Raw genomic sequence first — 21,742 nt, 5'->3', positions numbered from 1 at the left:
CTTCGGTAAGGGTAGTTGAAGTGAGGCCCAGGATAGTCGCCACGCGCATCGCATGGCGATCCCAGGGGGCCGCATCGCCGCGGATTACCCTGAGCGCATGCGGGCCGCCCTGCGGGCCCTCGGGGAGCTCAGCATCACCGCGGGCCTGATCCTCATGCTGTTCTGCGCGTACCTGCTCTGGGGGACGGGCGCGTACACGCAGCGGCAGCAGCTGCTGCTCCAGCGCGAGCTGGCGGCCAAGGAGAGCGGCGCGCGGCGTCCGCCGCAGCCGGCCATCGGGCAGGCGTTCGCGCTGCTGCGCATCCCCAAGCTGGGCCGCGACTACAAGTACGCGGTGGTCGAGGGCGTCGGCGCTGAGCAGCTCAAGAAGGGGCCAGGACACTACCCCGACAGCGCGATGCCGGGCGAGGTCGGCAACTTCGTGCTGTCGGGCCACCGCACCACGTACGCGGCCCCGTTCAACGAGATCGACGAGCTCGAACGCGACGACGAGATCATCGTGGAGACCCGCGAGGCCCGCCACACCTACCGCGTCACCTCCCAGGACATCGTGCGGCCCGACGAGGTCGAGGTGCTCGCCCCCGTGCCCGGCAAGCCCGACATCCGGCCCATCCGCGCGTTCATCACGCTGTCCACCTGCCACCCCGAGTACTCCGCCGCCGAGCGGCTCATCGTCTACGGCGTGCTCAAACACAGCGAACCGCGAGAGGAGTGACCCGTGTACGCCTGGCTCTGGCGCAAGCTGCCCGGCCGCCCGCCCGTCCGGCTGCTGACGGCCGCCCTGCTGGTGCTGCTCGCGGGGGCCGTACTCTGGTACGTCGTGTTCCCGCTGATGGAGCCGGCGGTGACGCTCGACGAGGTGACGGTGAGGAAATGAGCCGGGTGCTCGTCGTGGACAACCACGACAGCTTCGTCCACACGATCGTGCAGTACCTGCGCGAGCTGGGCGCCGACTGCGACGTCCGGTCCCGCGACGACGTCCGCGTGTACGACGCCGACGGCTTCGCCGGCGTGCTCGTGAGCCCGGGACCCGGCACGCCGGAGGCGGCGGGCGTCAGCGTCCCGCTGGTCCACCACGCGGCCGAGACCGGCCTGCCCCTGCTCGGCGTCTGCCTCGGCCACCAGGCCATCGCGGTCGCCTTCGGCGCCACGGTGGCGCGGGCCCCCGAGCTGTTCCACGGCAGGACGAGCGAGATCGTCCACGACGGCAAGGGCGTGTTCGAGGGCCTGCCGTCGCCCGTGCGCATGACCCGCTACCACTCGCTGGCCGTGCTGCCCGAGACCGTGCCCCCGGAGCTCGACGTGACCGCGCGCACCGAAGACGGCGTCATCATGGGCCTGCGGCACCGTCAGAAGCCCATCGAGGGCATCCAGTTCCACCCCGAATCGGTGCTGTCCGAGCACGGCCACCGGCTGCTGGGAAATTGGTGGCGGAAAGTGGCGGAAAACCGTGTAACAAACGGCTCGCGAAGAGCGACGTACCAGTGAGCGTCCCCGCCGTTGCCCCCGAGCGGCGGGGGCGTTCTCGTGTGCGGACCTCCTGCCGCACGGGGGCTCCCGTGCGCGGGGACCAGGCCGCGCGGCGGATATGAGCAGCGAAAAGCCGCCCCTTCCCGAGCGGAAGGGGCGGCTTTCTCGTCAGTGCCTCGGGCCTCGGTTGTGCAGGCCGCCGCCGAGGCCGTCCTCGATCGGGCTGTCGCCCGGCGGCTCCTCCTCCGACGGGAAGTCGTCGCTCGGCTGCTCGTCGCTCGGGACGTCTTCCGTCGGGAAGTCGTCGGCCGGCGGCGGGGAGTCCTCCTGCTGCTGGGGACCGGTCGACACCGTGATCGTGATCGTGGTGCCGGGCAGCAGCTTGGTGCCCTCACCCGGGTTCTGCTGCACGACGGTGCCCTCGGGCTCCTGCGCGGGCTGCTGCGAGACCTTGACCTTGAAGCCCGCGGACTTCAGCTGGGCGGTCGCGTCCTCCTGGGTCAGCCCGATGACGCTCGGGACCTCGCGCATCTCCTTCGGCACGAAGAGCGTGACGGAGCCGCCCTTCTCCAGCTCGGCACCGGCCTTCGGGTCGGTCGCGATGACCGTGCCCTGCGGCTTGGTGGAGTTGCGGGTCTTGATGACGCCGCGCAGGCCGACCTCTTCGAGCGCCCGCTGCGCGTCCTCCTGGGACATGCCGACCAGGCCGTCGGGCACCTTGATCTTCTCGGGGCCCTTGGACACGACCAGCTTGACCGTGGCGCCCTTCTCGACCTGGGTGTCGGCCGGCGGGTCGGTCTCGATGACCGCGCCCTTCTCGACGTCGGAGCTCGCCTTCAGCTCCACGTCGGGCACCAGCCCGAGCTTCTTCAGCTCGGCCTCGGCGTACGAGCGCTCCTGCGACACCAGCGACGGGATCGTCACCTTGGTGTCGGACGGGGTGTCCTTGCCGCTGAAGACGGTGTAGCCGATCGTGATGAACGCGCCGATGATGAGCAGCGGAATGATGATCCACAGCGCGGTCTTGAGCGCGTTGTTGCCGCCACCTCCGCTCGACGCCCTGCGCCGGCCACCGCCGCCGCGGCCACCGCCGTCGTCGTCGTACTCGTACGGCGGGATCGCGCTGGTGCGCTGGGTGGCCGGGCCGGTGGCCGCCTGGGTCGCGGTCATCATGCGGGTGCCCTGGTGCATGGGACCGGTCATCGCCATCGTCTGGGCGTCGGTCGGCATGCCGGACATCGCCCGCTGGATGTCGGCCCGCATCTCGCCCGCGCTCTGGTAGCGCTGGCTCGGGTCCTTCGCCATGGCCTTGAGCACGATGGCGTCGGCCCACTGCGGGATCTCGGGGTCGATCTGGGACGGCGGGATGGGCTCCTCGCGCACGTGCTGGTAGGCGATCGCCACCGGGGAGTCGCCGGTGAACGGCGGCTGGCCGGTCAGCAGCTCGTACAGCACGCAGCCGGTGGAGTAGATGTCGCTGCGCGCGTCGACCCGCTCGCCGCGCGCCTGCTCGGGCGACAGGTATTGCGCGGTGCCGATCACCTGGGCGGTCTGCGTCATCGTGGCCGCCGAGTCGGCCATCGCGCGGGCGATGCCGAAGTCCATCACCTTGACGTCGCCGGAGCGGGTGATCATGACGTTGGCGGGCTTGATGTCGCGGTGCACGATGCCGCCGCGGTGGCTGTAGTCGAGCGCGCGCAGGATGCCGTCGACCAGCTCCACGGCGCGCTCGGGCAGCAGCCGGCGGTCCTGGCGCAGCAGGTCGCGCAGCGTCCTGCCGTCGACGTACTCCATCACGATGTACGGCACGGGCGTGCCGTCGGTGACGTCTTCGCCGGTGTCGTAGACCGCGACCACGGCCGGGTGGTTCAGTGAGGCCGCCGACTGCGCCTCACGGCGGAACCGGGCCTGGAAGGTATGGTCTCGCGCCAGATCAGACCGGAGGGTCTTGATCGCGACTACGCGGTCCAGCCGGATGTCTCTGGCGCGATACACCTCGGCCATGCCGCCGCGCCCGACGACACCGTCGAGCTCGTAGCGACCTCCGAGTAGCCGAGGCTGAGTCATTTCCTGCACTGTCCCTTACCGTTCATCTTGGGTACCGGCCGGCTCGCGGGGCCGCCGGTGTCCATCATCGACCCCATGGCGCGTCACGTCTCCTCATTGGGCGGGTTTGTCTCACCCGGGTCCGGCGAGGTGCTGGTCGTGGTGGGTGTCGGAGTTGTCGGAGTCCTGGTGGGCGTTGGGGTCGGGGTGGGGGTGGGTGTCCGGGTGGTCGGGGGTGGTTTCGGCGTCGGCTTCTTGGTGGGAGTAGCCGACGTGCTTACCGTAGCCGACCGCGAGGGTATCGGCCTCGGTGTCCTCACCGTAACAACCGGCGGTCGCCGCGTGGTCTTCGTCTTCGACGGCCGCGGCTTTGGCCGGGTCGGCGTCGACTTCACGGTAGGCGATTGTGTCGGTTCGGCCACCTGCGGAGTGGCCTGCGGCCGCTGCGGGTCGGCGAACGTGATGGCGGTCAGCCCCACCGCCGCCGCGCAGCCCGCCGTGGCGACCAGCGCCAGCGTCCGCGCGCCCCTGCGCCGCTTCCTCCCCGTGCCCTCCTGGAGCGTGGCCGGCTGGAGGTCGTCGGTCGCGAGCTCGTCCTCAGGGCCGGCTCGCGGACGCGGAAGCCCGCAGGGTCGGTCAGCATACTGAGCTCGGCCGGGCCCTGAACAGCCCCGGCCAGCGACTCGCGCAGCACGTACGCCCGGTCGGCGACCTCGATCGCCGACCCCGGCCGCTGCTCCGGCTCCTTGGCGAGCAGGCTCATGACCAGCTCGCGCACCGCGGCCGGCACGTCGGCGCCGAGCGGCGGCGGCTGCTCGTTGAGGTGCAGCAGCGCGATCGCCACCTGGCTGTCGGCACGGAACGGCGTGCGCCCGGCCAGGCACTCGTACGCCACCACGCCCAGCGAGTAGAGGTCCGTCGAAGGCGTCAGGGGGAGGCCCTGCGCCTGCTCGGGACTGACGTACTGGGCGGTGCCCAGCACGGTGCCGGTCTGCGTCACCGGCGCGGCCTCCAGCGCTCGCGCGATGCCGAAGTCCGTCACCTTGATCGCCCCCTCGGGGGTGACCAGCAGGTTGCCGGGCTTGATGTCGCGGTGGATGATGCCGGCCGAGTGCGCCGCGTGCAGCGCCTTGGCCGTCTGGTGCACCACGTCGAGCGTCACCTCGGGCCCGAGCGCGCCGTTGCGCCCCAGGATGGCCGACAGCGGCTCGCCGTGCACCAGCTCCATGACGAGGTAGGCCAGGTCGCTCTGCTCGCCGTAGTCGAAGACCTGGGCCACGCCCGGGTCGGCCAGCGCCGCGGTGAGCCGCGCCTCGTTCCTGAACCGCTCGCGGAACGTGGGGTCGGCGTGCATGTGGCTGCGCAGGATCTTCACCGCCACCTCGCGCCCGAGCAGCTCGTCGCGGGCACGCCAGACCTCCCCCATACCGCCCGTGGCGATGCGGGAGACCAGGAGATAGCGGTTACGGAGCCGCATGACCCAGCAGGTTACCGTCACTCACTTGTTCAGCACCGCCTCCATCACGGCTCTGGCGATGGGCGCGGCGGTGTGACCACCGGTGGCCTCGGCCCCGACCTTGGCCGCCCCGGACTCGACGATGACCGCGACGGCCACCTTCGGGTTGTCCGCGGGCGCGAAGCTGATGAACCAAGCGTGCGGGGGCCGGCCGTCGGTGGTCTCCGCGGTGCCCGTCTTCCCCCTACTTCGACGCCTGGAATCTGCGCGAGGTTGGCGGTGCCGTTGGAGACGACGCTCACCATCATCTCGCGCAGCTTGGCCGCCGTCTCGGAGCTGACCGCCTCGCTGAGCTCGTCGGGGTCGGCCTCCTCGATGGTGTCGCCCTTGGAGTCGGTGATCTTGTTGACGAGGTACGGCTTCATCACCGTCCCGTCGTTGGCGATGCCCGCCGCGACCATGGCCATCTGCAGCGGCGTCATGCGGTTGCTGCGCTGCCCGATCGAGGCCATCGCCACGGCCGCCTGGTCCTCCTTAGGCCCGAAGTCGCTCTGCGCGACCGACATCGGCACGCCGATCTGCTCGCCCATGCCGAACTTCTCGGTCTGCTCCCGCATCTTGTCGTAGCCCAGCTCCATGCCGATCGCGCCGAACGGCGTGTTGCACGACCGCTCCAGCGCGTAGGTGAGCGTGACCTGGCCGCTGCCGCACGCCGCGCCGCCGTAGTTGGGCAGGCTGATGTTCGTGTTGGGCAGCGGCAGCCGCTGCGGGGCCTGCACCGTGGTCTCGGGGCCGCGCGAGGAGTCGTCCTCCAGGTACGCCGCCGCCGTCACGACCTTGAACGTCGAGCCCGGCGGGTACGTCTGGGCGATGGCGCGGTTGAGCAGCGGCTGGCTCTTGTCCTTGGCCAGCTCGTCGTACCGCTTGAACACCGTCCCCTTGTCGGTGCCCGACAGCTCGGTCGGGTCGTACGTGGGCAGCGAGACCATCGCGAGTATGCCGCCGGTCTTCGGGTCGAGCGCCACCACGGCACCGCGCTTGCCGCTCTGGCGCAGCGCGTCGTAGGCCGCCTTCTGCGCCTTGGGGTCGATCGTGAGATCGACGTTGGCGCCCTTGGTCGGCTCGCCGGTGAACAGGTCGATGCTCCTGCGCAGCAGCAGGTCGGCGCTGGAGCCGTCGAGCAGCTTGTTCTCGGCCGCCTCGATGGCCGAGGCGCTCTCCGGCGAGAAGAAGCCGGTGACGTGCGCGTAGAGCTTCGCGTCGGGGTACTTCCTGATGAAGCGGAAGTTGTTGTCGCCGGTGTCGACGGACTCCGCCAGCACCTTCCCGCCCGCCGTGATGCGGCCGCGCTCGATCGCGTAACGGTCGAAGAAGTTGCGGCGGTTGCGCGCGTCGGAGACGTACTCGTCGGCCTTGACCGCCTGCAGCCAGTTCACGTTCACCATCAGGAGCGCGAACATGGCGAGGGCGGCCACCGCCACTCGCTTCAGGGTGCCGTTCATCGCTGGAACACCTGCGTCAGTCCCTCGTTCTGGATCGCCTGGGGTGGGGGCGTCTGGCGGCGTCTGACGTTCGTACCAGCAGCGCGATAAGGATCCAGTTAGCCAGCAGCGCCGAGCCGCCCTGCGACATGAACGGCGTGACCAGGCCCGTCAGCGGGATGAGGTTCGTCACACCCCCCACGATGATGAACACCTGCCAGGCGAGGATGAACGACAGGCCGCCCGCGAGCAGCTTCGAGAAGGGGTCGCGAGCCGCGAGCGCGGTGCGCAGGCCGCGTTCGACGATCAGCGCGTAGATCATCAGGATCGCCATCAGGCCGGTCAGGCCGAGCTCCTCGCCGACGGCGTTGAAGATGAAGTCGGAGAACGACAGCGGGATCAGGTCGGGGTGTCCCTGGCCGAGCCCGGTGCCCAGGATGCGGCCCGCGCCGAGCCCGAACAGGCCCTGCATGATCTGGTAGCTGCCGCCGAACTCACGGTCGTAGTACTCGGGGTTGCTCGGGTCGAGCCAGACGTCGAAGCGGTCGCCGACGTGGGAGAAGATCTGCCCGGCGACGAACGCGCCGCCGACGAACAGCAGCAGGCCGATCAGCACCCACGACGTGCGCTGCGTGGCGATGTAGAGCATCACCACGAACCCGCCGAACAGCAGCAGCGACGAGCCCAGGTCCTTCTGCAGCACCAGCACGCCGATGGCGACGGCCCAGGTGATCAGAACCGGGCCGAGGTCGCGGGCCCTGGGCAGGTCGATGAAGAGCAGCCGCCGGCCCGCCAGCGCCAGCACGTCGCGCTTGGCGACCAGGTAGCCGGCGAAGAAGACGACCAGCGCGATCTTGGCGAACTCGGCCGGCTGGATGGTGGCCGAGCCGAACCCGATCCAGATGCGCGCGCCGTTGCGCTCCTGGCCCAGCCCGGGGGTCAGCGGCGAGATCAGCAGGACCACGCCGACCAGCCCCGCCGTGTACGTCAGCCGCTGCAGCATGCGATGGTCGCGCAGCACCAGCAGCGTCACGGAGAACAGCACGACACCGGCGCCGGTCATGACGATCTGAGTGGTGGCGGATGCGCCGGCCATGCCGGCGTTCTCCAGCCGGTAGATCATCACCAGGCCGATGCCGTTGACCAGCGTCACCAGCGGCAGGATCAGCGGGTCGGCCCACGGGGCGAACTTCGCGAGCACGAGGTACGCGGCCAGCATCAGGCCGCCCAGGCTCAGCCCGTACGTCAGCATCCCGGCCGGGATCTGACCGTCCATGGCCAGGCCCACGTTCGCGTAGGCGCCCATGACGATGCCCACGGCGAGCGCGAGCATGAGCAGCTGCGCCACGCGCCGCTTGGCCGGCATCGGGACGGGGGTGACGGCGACTTCGCTCATCTACTGCTGTCTCGTCTTGGACTTGGTGGCGGAGGCGCTCGCGGTGGGAGTGGCGCTCGCCTCCGTCTCGGGCTGCTGATCTTCGGTTTCGGCCTTGTCGGCCTCTTCGTCGTCGGCGAACGACAGACTGTTGATCTTGGTGATGCCTTCGTCGACGGTGGTGACGGGGATGCCGTCCTTGACCAGAGCCTGATCGGCTTCGGAGAGCTGGGAGAGCTTGCGGCCAGTGGGCTTGGAGACGTGGAAGAGCTGGAAGGGACCCACTTCCTTCTTGACCCCCTGGAACACGACCACCTCGCCGCCCCTAGCGCCGACGAAGAACTGGTCCTGGGTCCACTGGTAACCGAAGTAGCCGCCGACGGCCACGCCGACGACGCCTACGCCGAGCACGGTGACCAGCACGGGCCACAACCTGCGACGCTTCCGCGAGCGCCGGGACGTGGCCTCGGCGACCGGCTCATCGAAGTCGTCGCCGGAGAGCACCGGCTGGGGTGCGGTCACCGCGCCTGCTCGCCCCGGCTGGATGTCCTTGGTCGGGTCGAGCCGGTTCATCCCCGCGGCGCCGACGATGGCGGCCTCCGCGGGCAGCTGTTCATCGTCGGCGATCTCCAGCACGTCGGCGAGAACGCACGTGATGTTGTCGGGCCCGCCGCCCCGGTTCGCCAGATCGATGAGCTGACGGACGACCTCTTCAGGATCGTCGATGTTGGTGAGCGTGGCGTGCAGCGTCTCCGCGCTGACCACGCCCGACAGGCCGTCGGAACACAGCAGATAGCGGTCGCCTACCTGCGCCTCGCGCAGCGTGAGATCGGGATCGACCTCACCGCTGCCGTCGAGCGCGCGAAGCAGGATCGACCGCTGCGGATGGGTGGCCGCCTCTTCCGGCGTGATGCGCCCGTCGTCGACGAGCTGCTGCACCAGCGTGTGGTCATGGGTGATCTGGTAGAGCTCACCACGTCTCAGGAGGTAGGCCCGCGAGTCGCCCACATGGACCAGGGCGACCTGGGTGCCGTTCCAGAGCATGGCGGTGAGCGTCGTGCCCATGCCTTTGAGGCTGGGATCCCGCCCCACCATTTCGTGCAGCCTGCGGTTGGCGTCGCGCACCGCTGCCTCGATGGCGTTGAGCAGGTCACCCCCCTGTTGGGCCTCTTCCAGAGAGGCCATGGCGGCGATGGCGACGGAACTCGCCACCTCGCCGTGTGCATGCCCGCCCATGCCGTCGGCGACGGCGAGCAGGCGGCCGCTAGCGTACGCCGAGTCCTCGTTCCCTTCGCGGAGGAGGCCGACGTCCGAGCGGGCGGCGTAGCGGAGTGCGATGGTCATTTGCGCAATTCAATGACTGTCTTGCCGACGCGGATCGGAACACCGAGCGGCACCGGGGTCGGGCGGGTGACTTTCGAACGGTCGAGATACGTGCCGTTGGTGGACCCAAGATCTTCCACGATCCATTGACCGTCCTGAGGAAAGAGCCGGGCGTGCCGGCTGGAAGCGTAGTCGTCGGTGACCACCAGCGTGGCGTCATTGGCCCGGCCAATGGTGATGGGCTGCTCCGTGAGGTTGATGGTGGTGCCCTGGAGAGGCCCACCCGTGACGATGAGCTGGCGTGGCTCGCCCTTCTTGCTCTTGGGCTTCGCCACGGGTTTGGCGGGCTTCATGGCCTTGCGGCCACCCGCCGGCGCGGTGCGTGAACCGAACAAGTCAGTCCGGATCACGCCGACTGCGGCAATGACAAAGAACCACAGCACCGCCAGAAAGGCGAGCCGGATCAGCAGCAGCGTGAGCTCGGACATGGACCGTCTGTCTACCCCTAATCGCGCCGGAACACCAGAGTCGTACGCCCCAGCGTCACTCGCGTGCCGTTTTGGAGCTCGATCCTGCGCACCGGCTGGCCATTGACGAAAGTGCCGTTCGTCGAACCCAGGTCGACGAGGACCACATTCTGGCCCTCGACCCGCAGCTCCGCATGATGCCGCGAGACACCGGGATCGACGAGACGAAGATCGCAGTCGGTGCCCCTGCCGAGCAAGGTCACCGGAGTGGTGAGCTCGTAGGAGCGGTCGCCCTGCGGATCGTCCTGAGTGGAGACGAGCAGCCGCGGCCGCCCGCCGAACGCATGGGGCCTCGACGGAGGCAGGTCGCTCGCCGGCTGGCGAATCTCGTCCTGCTCCACCGTCGCACCGCGGATGACCCCTGACCGGATGCGGAACAAGCCCACAGCCAGATCGCCGGCGGTCTCGAAGCGAACCCGGACCGGTCCCACGAAGGAGTAGCCCTGCTCCTTGGCGTACTCCCTGGCGAGGTTGGCCAGCTCGTGGCTGATGCTGTCGGCGTACACCTCAAGCCGCTCGGCATCGGTCGTGGACAGCTCCACCACGAAATCGTTGGGCACGAGCGTGCGACCTTGAGCGACGATCGCCGCACGCTCATCCATCTCCCGCTGAACCGCGCTGGCGACCTCGACCGGCTGAAGGTCAGATTTGAACGCCCGCGCAAAGGCTCCCTCAACCAGGCCTTCGAGCCTTCGCTCGAAGCGCTGAAGGACTCCCACCGGGTACCTCCCTTCCTCCGTGCATATGATCGCGGCCCCGTAGACGCATCGGCGCCCGGTCTCCGCTCGTTCCACGTGACGGTGTCACAGGCGCTCGTCGGGCGGCCGCGCCCAGCTCCTCCGCTCCCGTGTCTTATGCGATCGTATCCGGGTTCAGTACCAGTGGCTGTTCCGTGCTACTGTTCTTTCCGCACCCACAAGGGCGGGTGGCGGAACGGCAGACGCGCACGGTTCAGGTCCGTGTGTCCGAAAGGACGTGAGGGTTCAAATCCCTCCTCGCCCACTCGGTGACTGGGGGACCCTGGTCGCAAGCCTTGATCGGCTTGCTCCCTTGGGTCCCCTCGTCATGTCTGCCCGGGGGGTAACCCCCGGACCCCCAGGGGGTCGCTGGCGCTCCTGGGGGCTTTGCCCCCAGACCCCCAGCCGACGCTTCGCTTCTGGGGGCTGTCGCCACCAGACCCCCAGTTGATGCTTGCGGGCCTTTTGGGCCGGAGTTCGGGGTTCGGTGCTTGGTCTTCTCTGGTTTTGCTGTGCTCACCCTGGCTTAGGGGTGCTCTCTGCGCAAGGGGAACCGGTCTTCTTTTCTGCTTCACGGTACGACTTGGGGCTTGCAAGGTGCTTGCAAGCCCCAAGTCGTATCCTTTGCCTCTCTTGTGAGCTACGTCACACTTGTGGCCCTTGTGTCCAAGAGTTCGCCCACCAAGTCGGTGAGGCTCACCATTCCGATGATTTTCTGGTCCTGGTTCGTCACCAGGGCCAAATGGGATCGTTGTTCCTGTAGGGCCGTTACCGCCTCCGGCACCTGTGTCGTGCAGGGCAGTGAGGGGAGCTTGCGGAGGAGGTCCTTTGCCTTGCTCCCCGGGTTCAGCAGGGCGTCCCGTACGTGTAGGGCGCCCTCTATGCCGTTAGGGCCTTCCACCAGGAGTCTCAGGTGGGCGCTGCCCGCCGCCGTCTTCTTGATCTCGGCTGCCGTCGCCTCCGACTTGACCTTGACCACCTTCTCCAAGGGGACCATCAGGCGCTCGATGCCCTCGTCCCCCAGGCGCAGGGCCCTGGTCAGAAGGTCGTGTTCCTCCCTGTCCAGCAGGCCCATGCGGCCTGACTCCCCTACCAGGATCGCTAGCTGGCGAGGAGTTCTCGTCGTTGCCAGCTCGTCTCTCGGCTGGACGCCGAAGAGATGGAGAGTGACGTTCGTCAGGGCGTTGAGCGCCGACAGCAGCGGGCGCATCACCGTCGTGAACGCCCTGAACGGGAACGTCAGCAGCAGGGCCGCGCGCTCCGGGTGGGTCAGGGCCCAGCTCTTCGGCGCCATCTCGCCCACCACCATGTGCAGGAACGTCACCAGGGCCAGCGAGAACGTCAGCGCGATCGGCATGCGCATCGCCTCGGGGATGCCCACGGCCGCGAACACCGGCTCCAGGTAGTGCTCGATCGCCGGCTCCGTCACCTGGCCCAGGCCCAGCGTGCACAGGGTGATGCCGAGCTGGGCGCCCGCGAGCATGAGCGAGAGCCTGCGGCTGCCGCCCGCCGCCGAGCGCGCCGCCATCCTGACCAGGCGGTTGCCGCTCGCGCCGATCTCCTCAAGCCGGTGGCGGCGCGAGGAGACGAAGGCGAACTCGGCGGCCACGAAGAGCGCGTTGAAGGCCAGCAGGGCCACGCTGAGGATGATGAGGCTCATCGGGGCGTGGCCTCCGCGTGCTTGTTGAGCGGGGTCAGCCGCACCCACTCGGGCACCCTGCGGTTGAGCGAGATGACCGTCAGCTCTGCGAACTGCTCCTCGGTCTCGTCCGCGAACGGGTCGGTGTCCTGGCTCACCGGCACCGTCACCGTGTCGCCCGGGTCGGGCAGGCGGCCCAGCCTGGCCAGCACCAGGCCCGCCAGGGTGTCGTAGTCGTCGCTCTCAGGCAGCGCGAAGCCCGTCGCCCGCTCCACCTCGTCCAGGCGCAGCCGGCCGGGGACCTCCCAGACGCCGCCCGGGTGCTCGACGGCGCCCTGCGGCTCGGGGTCGTTCTCGTCCACCAGCTCGCCCACCAGCTCCTCGGCCAGGTCCTCGATCGTGATGACGCCGGCCAGGCCGCCGTACTCGTCGATGACGCAGGCGATGTCGTCGCGCGCCGTGCGCATGCGGTCGAGGACGGCGGGCAGCGGCAGCGAGTCGGGCACCAGCAGCGCGGGGCGCGTGATGGCGGCGATCGTGCCGTCCTCCACGCCGGTGGTCAGCAGCTCGCGCACCCCCGTCACGCCCGCCACGTCGCCGTCGTCGGTCACCACCGGATAGCGGGAATGTCCGCCGTCGCGCATGACGTCCAACAGGTCGGAGATGGGCTGTGAGGCGCGCAGCACCACCACGCGGGGGCGCGGCACCATGATCTCCTCGGCGATGCGGTCGCCGAACTCCAGGGCCCGCTCCAGGAGGTCGGAGAGCCGGGCTGGCAGCTCGCCCGCCCGGGTCGACTCCGCGATGATGCGCGACAGCTCCTCGGGGGTCGCGCCGTGCTCCACCTCCTCGACGGGCTCGATGCCGACGCGCCTCAGCAGGCCCGTGGCGGCCGAGTCGAACAGCCTGACCACCGGGCCCACGACCGCGAGGTACGCCAGCGTCGAGCGGGCCAGGAACTTGGCCACCGGCTCCGGCCTGGCGATGCCGAGGTTCTTGGGCGCCAGCTCGCCGAACACCATCTGCACGACCGTGGCCACGAACACGCCTGTGGCCACGGAGACACCGGTGATCGCGGCGTCGGGGAGGCCGAGGCCGCTCAGCCAGGGGCGTACGAGTGCGGCGATCGCCGGCTCGGCGAGGAAGCCCACCAGCAGGGCCGTCACCGTGATGCCGAGCTGGGCGCCCGAGAGCATGAAGGAGAGCCGGGAGGTGACCTGGAGGGCCTTTTCCGCGGAGGTGTCGCCGGCCGCGGCCTGCTCGCGCAGGACGCTGCGGTCGGCGGCGACGAAAGCGAATTCCTGGGCGACGAAGTAGCCGGTCGCCGCGGTCAGAAGCAGGAGGGCCAGCAGCCCGAGATAGGCGCTCACCGTGGTGAGTCCTCAGATGAACCCGTGCCCGAGCACGGGCGGGGACTACACGGGTCCGAGTCGGACACGATCTTCCTTTCGATAGGGGTCGTCCATAACCGTAACGATGGTGGGTGGCATCTATGTTTCCGCGGTGACTCTCTGCTGGTTCCGCGTACTTTTCCGTAGGAAATCCTTGGCGGAAGGTCTTGACTGCCGGGGTTGGGACGTAGCGTTGATGACAAGTGAAGGGAAGAGGCGAAGTGTCTGAGGACGACCGGACGCGGGCAATGCGCTCGCCAGGCGACGGCCGCCCGCTGCCACCACGGCCCGGTGACGGCCGTCTCCGCTCTGGGGGCGCGCCGGCGCACCGGATACCCCCCGCAGGGCCTACTCCGCCTGGTGGGCCGACTCCGCCTGGAGGGCGCATTCCGCCCGGAGGGGCGCCCACACAGAAGCTTCCCGCCCCCGTGCCTCCCGGTCCCGCCGAGGACGAGCCGCGCAGGGCGTCCTCGCGGATTTACGGGCGTGAGCGGTCGGGCAGGAGCCCGATCAGGCCGCTCAGGTCGCGTTCCGGCTCCGACGAGCGGCGGCCCTGGGGGCTGGTGCCGCGCCCGCGGTTCTCCGGCAAGACCGTTTTGGCGATCATCGCCGGTTTGCTTGTGGTGCTGTTGATCGCCGGCATCGGGATGTACTTCTGGATCGACTCGCGGTTGACGGGCATCGAGGGGGTGCTGGACGACTACGAGGGACGGCCCGCCGACACGCCGGGCACCAACTGGCTGCTCGTCGGGTCCGACAGCCGCAAGGGCCTGACCGCCGCCCAGCGCAAGAAGCTGGCGACCGGGCGGGCCGCGGGGCAGCGTACGGACTCGATGATGCTGCTGCACATCCCCGAGACCGACGACCCGCCCACGCTGGTCAGCCTGCCGCGCGACTCCGCCGTCACCATCCCCGGCAGGGGGCGCGACAAGCTCAACGCGGCCTACGCCTTCGGCGGGCCCAAGCTGCTGGTGCGCACCATCGAGAACGCCACCGGCGTGCACATCGACAACTACATGGAGATCGGTTTCGCCGGGTTCGTCGACATCGTCGACGCCGTCGGCGGGGTCGAGATCAACGTACGGGCCGCCGTCAACGACCCCAAGGCCGGGCTCAAGCTGAAGAAGGGCGTGCAGACGCTCAACGGCGCGCAGGCGCTCGGCTACGTGCGCACCCGCAAGGGCGGCGCGCTACCCGACTACGAGCGCACCAAGCGGCAGCGGCAGTTCCTCAGCGCGGTCGTGAAGAAGGCCGCGAGCCCCGGGGTGCTGCTCAACCCGTTCACCGCGATCCCGCTGGCGGCCAGCGCCACCGACGCGGTCGAGGTCGACACGGGCACGGGCGCGTTCGACATGCTCTCGCTCGGGCTGGCCATGGGCGACAGCCCGGTGACCACGGTGGTGCCGTTCGGGGGCAACGAGACCGTGCCCAGCGGCGCGGCGGTGAAGTGGGACCGGCCCAAGGCGCTGGCGTTGTTCAACGCGATCAAGGAAGACCGGCCGGTGCCGAAGGACGTCGTCGACTCCAACTGACCACCTCGCTCAGGTCCGGGACCCCGGGCACCCCCGTCCGGGCTTCGGGGCTGAGGGCGCCGCGCTCAGGTCCCGGACTCAGGGCGCCGCCCTCAACCGCCGAAGCCCGGGGTGCCGTGCTCAGGTTCCGGGGCCGGAGGGCCGTGTGGTCTCTTCGGTTTTCCGCGCGTGCCGGGGCAGCCGTACGGCGTCAAGGTCCCCACCACGTGGACCGACGGTTTTCCGCGCGTGCCGGGGACAGCCCCGGGCGGGACGTACGCTGGGGGCATGCCCGAACTTCCCGAGGTGGAGTCCCTCACTCACTTTCTGCGCGAGCGGGCGGTGGGCCGCGCGATCGCGGGGGTCGATGTGGTGGCCATCCAGGCGCTGAAGACGTTCGATCCGCCGGTCACCGCGCTCAACGGGCTGACCGTGACCGGCGTGGCCAGGCACGGCAAGTTCCTCGACCTCGACTGCGACGGGCTGCACCTGGTCATCCACCTGGCGCGCGCGGGGTGGCTGCGCTGGCGCGACGACCTGTCGGGCGCGAAGCCGGTGCGGCCCGGCAAGGGGCCGCTGGCCGTACGCGTGCGGCTGGCGCCCGACGAGGAGGGCCTGGCGCCGGGGTTCGAGCTGACGGAAGCGGGGACGCAGAAGCGCCTAGCCGTCTATGTCACGAAAAATCCGGACGATGTGCCGGGCATCGCCGCCCTCGGCCCCGACCCGCTCGCCGAGTCGTTCACCGTCGAGGCGCTCAAGCGCATCATCGGCGGCAAGCGCACCCAGATCAAGGGCCTGCTGCGCGACCAGAAGGTGATCGCCGGCATCGGCAACGCCTACTCCGACGAGGTGCTGCACGCGGCGAAGATGTCGCCGTTCAAGATCGCCGCCACGCTGACCGACGCGCAGATCGCCGACCTGCACGAGGCCATCGTGACGACGCTGCGCGACGCGGTCGAGCGGGCTCGCGGCCTTGCGGCCAAGGACCTCAAGGCGGAGAAGAAGTCGGGGCTGCGGGTGCACAACCGTACGGGGCAGTCCTGCGACGTGTGCGGCGACACGATCAGGGAGGTGTCGTTCGCCGACTCCTCGCTGCAGTACTGCCCGACCTGCCAGACCGGCGGCAAACCGCTCGCCGACCGCCGCCTGTCCCGCCTGCTCAAGTAGGCGGGCGTCCGGTGCACCGCCTCGCGCAGGCCATGATGGAGTCATGACCGTTCCTGAGATCGAGGCCAGTGCCGTACCCGCAGACGCTTACCTGCTCGACGTCCGCGAGCAGGAGGAATGGCTGGCGGGCCACGCGCCGCAGGCCGTTCACATCCCGATGACGCAGATCCAGGGGCGCGTGGACGAGGTCCCCGACGACCGCACGATCTACGTCGTGTGCCGGGTGGGCGGCCGTTCCCTGCAGGTCGCGGCCTGGCTCAACCAGCTCGGGCGCGAGGCGGTCAACGTCGGCGGCGGCATGCAGTCGTGGGAGGCGGCGCGGCGGCCGATGGTCAGCGAGACGGGACAGGAGCCTTTTGTGGCATAAGTCGCCCACTATGGCGAATTAGTCGCCATTGAGGCATCATTGGGGCGCAAACTACAGATCGTCGCGGGAGCTCGGGGTCGCCGGGCTGAGAGGGCAGCACAACCATCCGCTGCCGACCGCCTGAACCTGTCCGGGTAATGCCGGCGTAGGGAGTGTGCGATGTCGCACGGCGTCGAAGAAGTGCCGCTGACCCTTGATGGAGAGGCCCCCAAGACCCTGGGCGTGCTCGATCAGGGCGCGCTCTGGGCCAATCTCGGGGTCAGCCTGCTCGGCTTCTCCGGAGCCCTGCTGCTGCTCGATCCGCTGGGCAACGCCCCGCTGACGCTGGCGGCGGCGCTGATCGCCACCGTGGTGGGCAGCCTCATCGGCACCGCCATGGTGGGCCTGTCGGCCGTCCCCGGCACGCGGACGGGCAAGCCCGCGATGGTGCTGCTGCGCGGGCTGTTCGGCGCCCGGATCTCCTACGTGCCCACGGTGCTGAACATCATCCAGATGATCGGCTGGGGCGCCTTCGAGCTCTGGGTGATCGCCAAGGGCGCGGGCGCGATCTTCCCGGCGGTTCCGTACCAGGTGTGGGTGATCGTGGCGGGCGTGCTGACGGCGGCGCTGACCATCTGGCCGCTCGGCTCGATCCGGCTGCTGCGCCGCTACGTCACGGTCGGCGTGATCGTGGCGATGATCTGGTTCACGGTGTTCTTCCTGCGCGAGGCCCCGTCGCCCGAGGGCGGGAGCTGGACGGCCTTCCCCGCCGCCGTGGACTACGTGATCGCGCTGTCGGTGTCGTGGGTGCCGATGGCGGCCGACTTCGCCCGGCACTCGCGCTCGGGCCGGGCCGCGTTCACCGGCGTGGTCGGCGGCTACACGCTGGCCCAGGTGGCCTGCCTGGGGCTGGGCGTCTACGCGGTGGCGCTGGCGGGCGCGGACGGCGTGCTGGCCGACCAGACGACGGTGTTCAACCCGTTCGTCGCGGTGCCGCTCGGCGCGCTGTTCTTCGGCATCCTCGTGCTGCGCGAGACCGACCAGTCGTTCGCCAACGTCTACTCCACCACGATGTCGCTGCAGAACCTCATGCCGCGGGTGGACCGGCGCATCCTGTCGACCGCCATCGGCGTGGTCACGATCGTGATCGCGCTGTTCGCGGACGTGAACTCCTACGGCGTGTTCCTCGGCGTGATCGGCGCGGTGTTCGTGCCGATGTTCGCGGTGCTCGCGGTCGACTACTTCGTGCTGCGCCGCGGCGAGGGCTGGAACACCGCCGAGGACGCCCCCTCGCGGTGGTCGATGCTGGTGCCGTGGGCGCTGGGCTTCGCCGCGTACTGGCTGACCACCTCCACGCCGACCTTCCCCGCCTGGGACGGCTGGTGGGCCGGTGTGCGCGACGCGCTCGGCTTCGTACGGGAGCCGTGGATGAACGGCGCGCTGGGCGGCGCCTTGGTGGCCGCCCTGATCACGCTGCTCATCGGGCTCATCCAGCGATCGCGCGCCGCTCGACGTTGAGCAGATGCTGCTTGGCCGCCGCGCCGCCCGGGTAGTCGCCGAGCTCGCCGTCCTCGCGCAGCACCCGGTGGCAGGGCACGATCACGCAGACGGGGTTGGAGGCCAGCGCGTTGCCGATCGCCCGCAGCGCGCGCGGCCTGCCGATGCTCTCCCCGATCCGCTCGATCGTCGTGGTGGTGCCGTAGGGGACCGCCATGGTCTTCTGCAGCACCGTACGCGCGAACGGCGTGGCCAGGGTCAGGTCCACCGGCGTGGCGAACGCGCGCAGCCGCCCGGAGAAGTACGCGTCGAGCTCCCTGCGCACCGGGTCGAGCCGGCGCAAGTCGGGCCCGATGAACTGGCCCAGATGCCGCGTGACCCGCTCGAACACGTCGTTCTCCGCCTCATAGCTGCACGCCACGATGCCCTTGGCGGTCACCGCCAGCACCAGCCTGCCCACCGCGCCGTCGTAGGTGCCGAACGCGATGTCGGGTGGGGTCTCGCCCCGATAGGTGCTGGAGGTCACTCGCAACAGGGCATCGAGATCGTTGCTCGACATACCCCTCACCCTCCCACCTGCCGGGAATCACCGTGACCGCAGCGTATCGGACGGATCGCCCGACGCACCCACCGCGCCACGTGCACTATGGAGTGGTGGGGGACGAATGGGCCGGTAGTGACGATGAGATCGCTCGTGCGGCGCTCGCCAGCTCGCCCAACGCCATCGTGGCGCTCGACCGCGACCAGAGCGTCCTGGTGTGGAACGCCGCCGCCGAGCGCATGTTCGGCTGGAGCGCCGACGAGCTGCTCGGACGCCGCGCGCCGATCGTGCCTGAGGAGCTGACCGCCGAGCACAACGCGGTGCTCGAGCGCGTACGCACGGGAGAGCCCGTCTCGCTGCGCACCAAGCGCCTGCACGCCGACGGCCGGGTGCTCGACCTGCGGGTGGACATCAGCGCCCTGCGCCTGGGCAGCGCCGTGGCCGGCTACGTGTGCGCCTACCACCCCGCCAGGGCCGACGAGGTGGCCGAGCACCGCATGGCGCGCAGGGCCCGCCTGGTCGCCCGGCTCACCGACGTCGTGGGCGACATCAACTCCGAGCTTGAGCTGCCCGCCGTGCTCGACCGCATCTCGGCCAGCCTGACCGAGCTGACCGGGGCGGACGCGGGCGGGTTCGTCCTCATCGAGGGTGACAAGCTGCGGCTGGTCAGCACGTACCAGCTTCCCGAGGCGATCAGGGGCATCACCACCGACCTGCGGACGAGCCTGGTGGACAAGCTCTTACGCACCGGCAAGACCGTGCTGCTGCAGTCCGAGGGGCTCGACGACCTGGTGTGGGCGCGGCTGAAGGGGCTGCACACGATCGCTTTGGGGCTCGCGGCCGTGGGCGGGCGGCCGTACGGCGCCCTGTACGCCCTGTTCGCCCGGCGCACCCCCGGACACCTGGAGCTGGAGCTGCTGGAGCTGCTGGCCGGGCACGCCGGCATCGCGGTCGGCAACGCGGTCGCCTACCAGGAGGCGGTGCGGCAGCGGGCGCACGAGCGGGCCGTGTTCGACGCGAGCGCCGACGGCATCGCGGTGCTCGACCAGGAGGGCAACGTGGTGCGCTGGAACCCGGCCGCCGCCGAGCTGACAGCGCTGCCCGCGGAGTCCGTCATCGGGGGGCCGCCGCCGTTCCCGCTGCCCAAGGCCGGTGAGAAGGGCACCTTCCAGCTCGACAACGGCCGCTGGCTCGACGTGGTGAGCGCGCAGATCGAGGAGACCGGCGAGGTGGTCGTCGACTTCCGCGACGTGACGGCGGCCAAGGAACTGGAGGAGGCCAAGGACCTGTTCCTGGCCACGACCAGCCACGAGCTGCGCACCCCGATCACCATCGTGCGGGGCTTCGCCAGCACGCTCGACTCTCGCTGGGACGCCATGACCGACCAGGCCCGCCGCTCGGCCGTGCACACGATCGCCGAGCGCGCGAAGTCGCTGGGCGTGCTCATGGACCACCTGCTGCTCGGCGCGCGGGCGGGCGCCGACGAGCTGAAGGTCCGCATCGAGGAGTTCGACCTGCGGGAGCGCATCGTGGCGGCCACGCTGGGGCTGCCCGAGCTGTCGGACCGGCACCGGGTCGAGGTGGACGTCCCCGAAGGACTGCCCCGCGTGCTGGGCGACGCGCTGGCCACGGACATCCTGCTGGGGCAGCTGCTGGAGAACGCCTTCAAGTACTCGCCGAAGGGCGGGCTGATCAGTGTGGCGGCCTGGCCTGAGGACGACAACGTGGTCGTCGTCGTGGACGACGAGGGAGTGGGAATCGCCCCTCCTGACCGCGAACGCATATTTGAACGCTTCGTCCAGGTGGACAGCGGCGACCGGAGACGGTTTGGTGGAGTGGGGCTCGGTCTCTACATCGTCCGCAGCCTCGCTCGTGCACAGGGGGGAGATGTGAGCGCGCATCCGAGACCGGGAGGGGGCACCAGAATGCGGCTCGTTCTGCGGGCCTCTTCCTCTATCGGATCCGACACACCGATGCGGTAACGAGGTGGTCACGGTTGCGCTGATCTATCTTCCAATGTGTACAAGCTGTGATCGAGATGCGGTTTCTGGGATCGAGTAACGGGGCATTTCGGTCGTACCGGGGAGTGTTCCCGCGGGGGGCACAGGGAACGGGGAGGTGGGTGTGTCAAGCGTGGTGCTGCTGCCGTACGCGCCGTCCAGCGTTGCCGTTGCCCGCCAGCGTCTGAGCACTGATCTGCAGGACAGTGGGGTCTTCACCTCGGCCATCGACGATGCCGTGCTCGTGGTGAGCGAGCTGCTGAGCAACGCGCTGCGGCACGCGCATCCGCTGCCGTCGGGCATGGTGCGGGTGGCGTGGCTGTGCAGCGACGATCACATCGAGGTGGCGGTCAGCGACGGCGGCGCGGCCACCGAGCCCCGAGCGGGCCGGCCGACGCTGTCCTCGCTGGGGGGCGGGGGCTCGGCATCGTGGAGTACGTCGCCGAGAGCTGGGGGGTCAGGCACGACGGTGACACCACGACCGTGTGGGCGATCCTGCCCGCACCGAGCAACAAGGTGAACGGGCAGGTCGCGGCGCTCAGAGAGGCCGGCTAGCCAGCACGGCGCGCTCGCCCGTGGCCCACGCCGTGGAGACGAGCAGATAGAGCCCGGCGGCCAGCGGCAGCACGAGCGCGGCCAGCACAGAGCCGTACGGCAGCAGCGGCATGATCCTCCTCAACGGCTCCGGCTGCTCCTCTGTGATCTTGATCTGGCGGGCGGAGAGCCACGCCACCACGATGACCAGCGCGATGACCGATACGAAGACCAAAACCGGTGCGCTGACCAGACCGAAATGAGCGATGACTCCGGCCAGCTGCTCCCCGAGCGGAGCCCCGAACAGGGTGTGCCCGGCGAGCGCCGTGGGATGCGTGGCCACCCGGTACATCAGCCACAGGAACGGCAGCTGGGCGAGCGACGGCAGGATGCCGGCGAACGGCGACGAGCCCTCCTTGGCGTAGAGGGCGGTCATCTCCCTGTGCAGGCGCTCGGGGTCGCGCCGGTGACGCTCGCGCAGCTCGCGGAGCTTGGGGGCGAGGCGTTCGCGGATCTTCGCCGTACGGGCCTGGCGGACGTTGAGCGGCAGCAGCGTCAGGCGTACGGCCAGGGTGAACAGCACGATGCCGAGCGCGGCACTGCCGCCTGAGGCGTCGATGATGAGCGTGACAAGAGAGTCGATCATGAGCCCTGATTCCTTTTGAGCGAAGGGGACCCCGTTGGATGGGTTGCCTTTCGGC

At 69.7% G+C, this 21,742-nt stretch carries 18 protein-coding genes, 1 tRNA gene, 2 pseudogenes and 1 riboswitch; of the genes and pseudogenes, 10 read left to right on the top strand and 11 right to left on the bottom strand.

Annotation, left to right across the window (positions count from 1 at the left end; genetic code table 11):
- The first annotated feature begins 97 nt into the window (after positions 1-97).
- The 3 genes from WBK31_RS35585 to WBK31_RS35575 are packed head-to-tail and all read left to right on the top strand — an operon-like array spanning position 98 to position 1,488.
- Complete coding sequence (locus tag WBK31_RS35585) at positions 98-715, top strand: class E sortase (protein WP_364061539.1); 618 nt, start codon at positions 98-100, stop codon at positions 713-715.
- Between the two features lie 3 nt (positions 716-718).
- The gene (locus WBK31_RS35580; RefSeq protein WP_364061542.1) at positions 719-877 is read left to right on the top strand and encodes a hypothetical protein; all 159 of its coding nucleotides are present in this window, start codon (positions 719-721) and stop codon (positions 875-877) included.
- Complete coding sequence (locus tag WBK31_RS35575; protein WP_364061545.1) at positions 874-1,488, top strand: glutamine amidotransferase-related protein; 615 nt, start codon at positions 874-876, stop codon at positions 1,486-1,488. Before WBK31_RS35580 ends, WBK31_RS35575 begins: the two co-directional genes overlap by 4 nt.
- A 150-nt stretch (positions 1,489-1,638) precedes the next feature.
- Here the strand turns inward: WBK31_RS35575 and pknB are convergent, their stop codons facing one another.
- The 7 genes and pseudogenes from pknB to WBK31_RS35540 all read right to left on the bottom strand — a co-directional run bounded on the left by pknB (position 1,639) and on the right by WBK31_RS35540 (position 10,397).
- Entirely contained in the window at positions 1,639-3,537 is a 1,899-nt protein-coding gene (pknB, locus tag WBK31_RS35570; RefSeq protein ID WP_406673838.1) for a Stk1 family PASTA domain-containing Ser/Thr kinase, read from the bottom strand.
- Positions 3,538-3,985: 448 nt separating this feature from the next.
- Positions 3,986-4,993, bottom strand: coding sequence for a serine/threonine-protein kinase (locus WBK31_RS35565; RefSeq protein WP_406673837.1), 1,008 nt, complete (start codon positions 4,991-4,993; stop codon positions 3,986-3,988).
- 21 nt (positions 4,994-5,014) lie between these two features.
- Positions 5,015-6,417: pseudogene (locus tag WBK31_RS35560) on the bottom strand (peptidoglycan D,D-transpeptidase FtsI family protein).
- A gap of 53 nt (positions 6,418-6,470) precedes the next feature.
- Positions 6,471-7,849, bottom strand: a pseudogene (locus WBK31_RS35555) (FtsW/RodA/SpoVE family cell cycle protein).
- Entirely contained in the window at positions 7,850-9,172 is a 1,323-nt protein-coding gene (locus tag WBK31_RS35550; RefSeq protein WP_364061560.1) for a Stp1/IreP family PP2C-type Ser/Thr phosphatase, read from the bottom strand.
- Entirely contained in the window at positions 9,169-9,639 is a 471-nt protein-coding gene (locus tag WBK31_RS35545; RefSeq protein WP_345393437.1) for an FHA domain-containing protein, read from the bottom strand. The genes WBK31_RS35550 and WBK31_RS35545 overlap by 4 nt, the downstream gene beginning before the upstream one ends.
- 17 nt (positions 9,640-9,656) lie before the next feature.
- Positions 9,657-10,397, bottom strand: coding sequence for a DUF3662 and FHA domain-containing protein (locus tag WBK31_RS35540; RefSeq protein WP_345393439.1), 741 nt, complete (start codon positions 10,395-10,397; stop codon positions 9,657-9,659).
- A 200-nt stretch (positions 10,398-10,597) separates the two neighbouring features.
- Here WBK31_RS35540 and WBK31_RS35535 point away from each other — a divergent pair.
- Positions 10,598-10,680 (top strand) — tRNA-Leu (locus tag WBK31_RS35535).
- A gap of 375 nt (positions 10,681-11,055) precedes the next feature.
- On the opposite strand, the gene WBK31_RS35530 is transcribed toward WBK31_RS35535, so the two are convergent.
- Together WBK31_RS35530 and WBK31_RS35525 are read right to left on the bottom strand one after the other, a co-directional pair.
- Positions 11,056-12,075: a hemolysin family protein gene (locus WBK31_RS35530; RefSeq protein ID WP_364061565.1), complete on the bottom strand. Its 1,020-nt coding sequence runs from the start codon at positions 12,073-12,075 to the stop codon at positions 11,056-11,058.
- Positions 12,072-13,424 carry a hemolysin family protein gene (locus WBK31_RS35525; RefSeq protein ID WP_364061568.1) on the bottom strand — a complete coding sequence of 451 codons (1,353 nt, stop codon included), beginning with the start codon at positions 13,422-13,424 and terminating at the stop codon, positions 12,072-12,074. Before WBK31_RS35525 ends, WBK31_RS35530 begins: the two co-directional genes overlap by 4 nt.
- A 449-nt stretch (positions 13,425-13,873) precedes the next feature.
- Here WBK31_RS35525 and WBK31_RS35520 point away from each other — a divergent pair, with 449 nt between their 5' ends.
- The 4 genes from WBK31_RS35520 to WBK31_RS35505 all read left to right on the top strand — a co-directional run bounded on the left by WBK31_RS35520 (position 13,874) and on the right by WBK31_RS35505 (position 17,987).
- Positions 13,874-14,977 carry an LCP family protein gene (locus WBK31_RS35520; protein WP_364061571.1) on the top strand — a complete coding sequence of 368 codons (1,104 nt, stop codon included), beginning with the start codon at positions 13,874-13,876 and terminating at the stop codon, positions 14,975-14,977.
- Between the two features lie 267 nt (positions 14,978-15,244).
- Positions 15,245-16,123, top strand: a complete 879-nt coding sequence (locus WBK31_RS35515; protein ID WP_364061574.1) for a DNA-formamidopyrimidine glycosylase family protein — start codon at positions 15,245-15,247, stop codon at positions 16,121-16,123.
- A 43-nt stretch (positions 16,124-16,166) separates the two neighbouring features.
- Positions 16,167-16,490 carry a rhodanese-like domain-containing protein gene (locus tag WBK31_RS35510; RefSeq protein ID WP_364061577.1) on the top strand — a complete coding sequence of 108 codons (324 nt, stop codon included), beginning with the start codon at positions 16,167-16,169 and terminating at the stop codon, positions 16,488-16,490.
- A gap of 53 nt (positions 16,491-16,543) precedes the next feature.
- Positions 16,544-16,660: riboswitch (TPP riboswitch) on the top strand.
- Positions 16,650-17,987 carry a cytosine permease gene (locus tag WBK31_RS35505; RefSeq protein ID WP_364061580.1) on the top strand — a complete coding sequence of 446 codons (1,338 nt, stop codon included), beginning with the start codon at positions 16,650-16,652 and terminating at the stop codon, positions 17,985-17,987. (Overlaps the previous riboswitch by 11 nt.)
- On the opposite strand, the gene WBK31_RS35500 is transcribed toward WBK31_RS35505, so the two are convergent.
- A complete protein-coding gene (locus WBK31_RS35500; RefSeq protein WP_406673836.1) occupies positions 17,956-18,525 on the bottom strand; it encodes a methylated-DNA--[protein]-cysteine S-methyltransferase in 570 nt (189 codons plus the stop codon). The two genes, WBK31_RS35505 and WBK31_RS35500, sit on opposite strands and share 32 nt — an antisense overlap.
- A 95-nt stretch (positions 18,526-18,620) precedes the next feature.
- Here WBK31_RS35500 and WBK31_RS35495 point away from each other — a divergent pair, with 95 nt between their 5' ends.
- Both WBK31_RS35495 and WBK31_RS35490 read left to right on the top strand, forming a co-directional pair.
- A complete protein-coding gene (locus tag WBK31_RS35495; protein WP_406673835.1) occupies positions 18,621-20,489 on the top strand; it encodes a PAS domain S-box protein in 1,869 nt (622 codons plus the stop codon).
- Between the two features lie 151 nt (positions 20,490-20,640).
- Positions 20,641-21,027, top strand: a complete 387-nt coding sequence (locus WBK31_RS35490) for an ATP-binding protein (RefSeq protein WP_406673834.1) — start codon at positions 20,641-20,643, stop codon at positions 21,025-21,027.
- A gap of 18 nt (positions 21,028-21,045) precedes the next feature.
- On the opposite strand, the gene WBK31_RS35485 is transcribed toward WBK31_RS35490, so the two are convergent.
- Positions 21,046-21,687 carry a membrane protein insertase YidC gene (locus WBK31_RS35485; RefSeq protein WP_364061592.1) on the bottom strand — a complete coding sequence of 214 codons (642 nt, stop codon included), beginning with the start codon at positions 21,685-21,687 and terminating at the stop codon, positions 21,046-21,048.
- Between the last annotated feature and the right edge of the window lie 55 nt (positions 21,688-21,742).

Source organism: Nonomuraea sp. N2-4H (genome assembly GCF_045291505.1).
Taxonomy (GTDB): domain Bacteria; phylum Actinomycetota; class Actinomycetes; order Streptosporangiales; family Streptosporangiaceae; genus Nonomuraea; species Nonomuraea fastidiosa.
The sequence above is the reverse complement of the archived record's forward strand: the minus strand, read 5'-3'. Positions and strand labels throughout refer to the sequence as shown.

Excerpts from the sequence above, each read along its gene's own strand:
- WBK31_RS35585 (WP_364061539.1), top strand. The coding sequence starts at position 98 with ATGCGGGCCGCCCTGCGGGCCCTCGGGGAGCTCAGCATCACCGCGGGC.
- WBK31_RS35575 (WP_364061545.1), top strand. The coding sequence starts at position 874 with ATGAGCCGGGTGCTCGTCGTGGACAACCACGACAGCTTCGTCCACACG.
- pknB (WP_406673838.1), bottom strand. The coding sequence starts at position 3,537 with ATGACTCAGCCTCGGCTACTCGGAGGTCGCTACGAGCTCGACGGTGTC.
- WBK31_RS35565 (WP_406673837.1), bottom strand. The coding sequence starts at position 4,993 with ATGCGGCTCCGTAACCGCTATCTCCTGGTCTCCCGCATCGCCACGGGC.
- WBK31_RS35550 (WP_364061560.1), bottom strand. The coding sequence starts at position 9,172 with ATGACCATCGCACTCCGCTACGCCGCCCGCTCGGACGTCGGCCTCCTC.
- WBK31_RS35545 (WP_345393437.1), bottom strand. The coding sequence starts at position 9,639 with ATGTCCGAGCTCACGCTGCTGCTGATCCGGCTCGCCTTTCTGGCGGTG.
- WBK31_RS35530 (WP_364061565.1), bottom strand. The coding sequence starts at position 12,075 with ATGAGCCTCATCATCCTCAGCGTGGCCCTGCTGGCCTTCAACGCGCTC.
- WBK31_RS35515 (WP_364061574.1), top strand. The coding sequence starts at position 15,245 with ATGCCCGAACTTCCCGAGGTGGAGTCCCTCACTCACTTTCTGCGCGAG.
- WBK31_RS35510 (WP_364061577.1), top strand. The coding sequence starts at position 16,167 with ATGACCGTTCCTGAGATCGAGGCCAGTGCCGTACCCGCAGACGCTTAC.
- WBK31_RS35505 (WP_364061580.1), top strand. The coding sequence starts at position 16,650 with ATGTCGCACGGCGTCGAAGAAGTGCCGCTGACCCTTGATGGAGAGGCC.
- WBK31_RS35500 (WP_406673836.1), bottom strand. The coding sequence starts at position 18,525 with ATGTCGAGCAACGATCTCGATGCCCTGTTGCGAGTGACCTCCAGCACC.
- WBK31_RS35485 (WP_364061592.1), bottom strand. The coding sequence starts at position 21,687 with ATGATCGACTCTCTTGTCACGCTCATCATCGACGCCTCAGGCGGCAGT.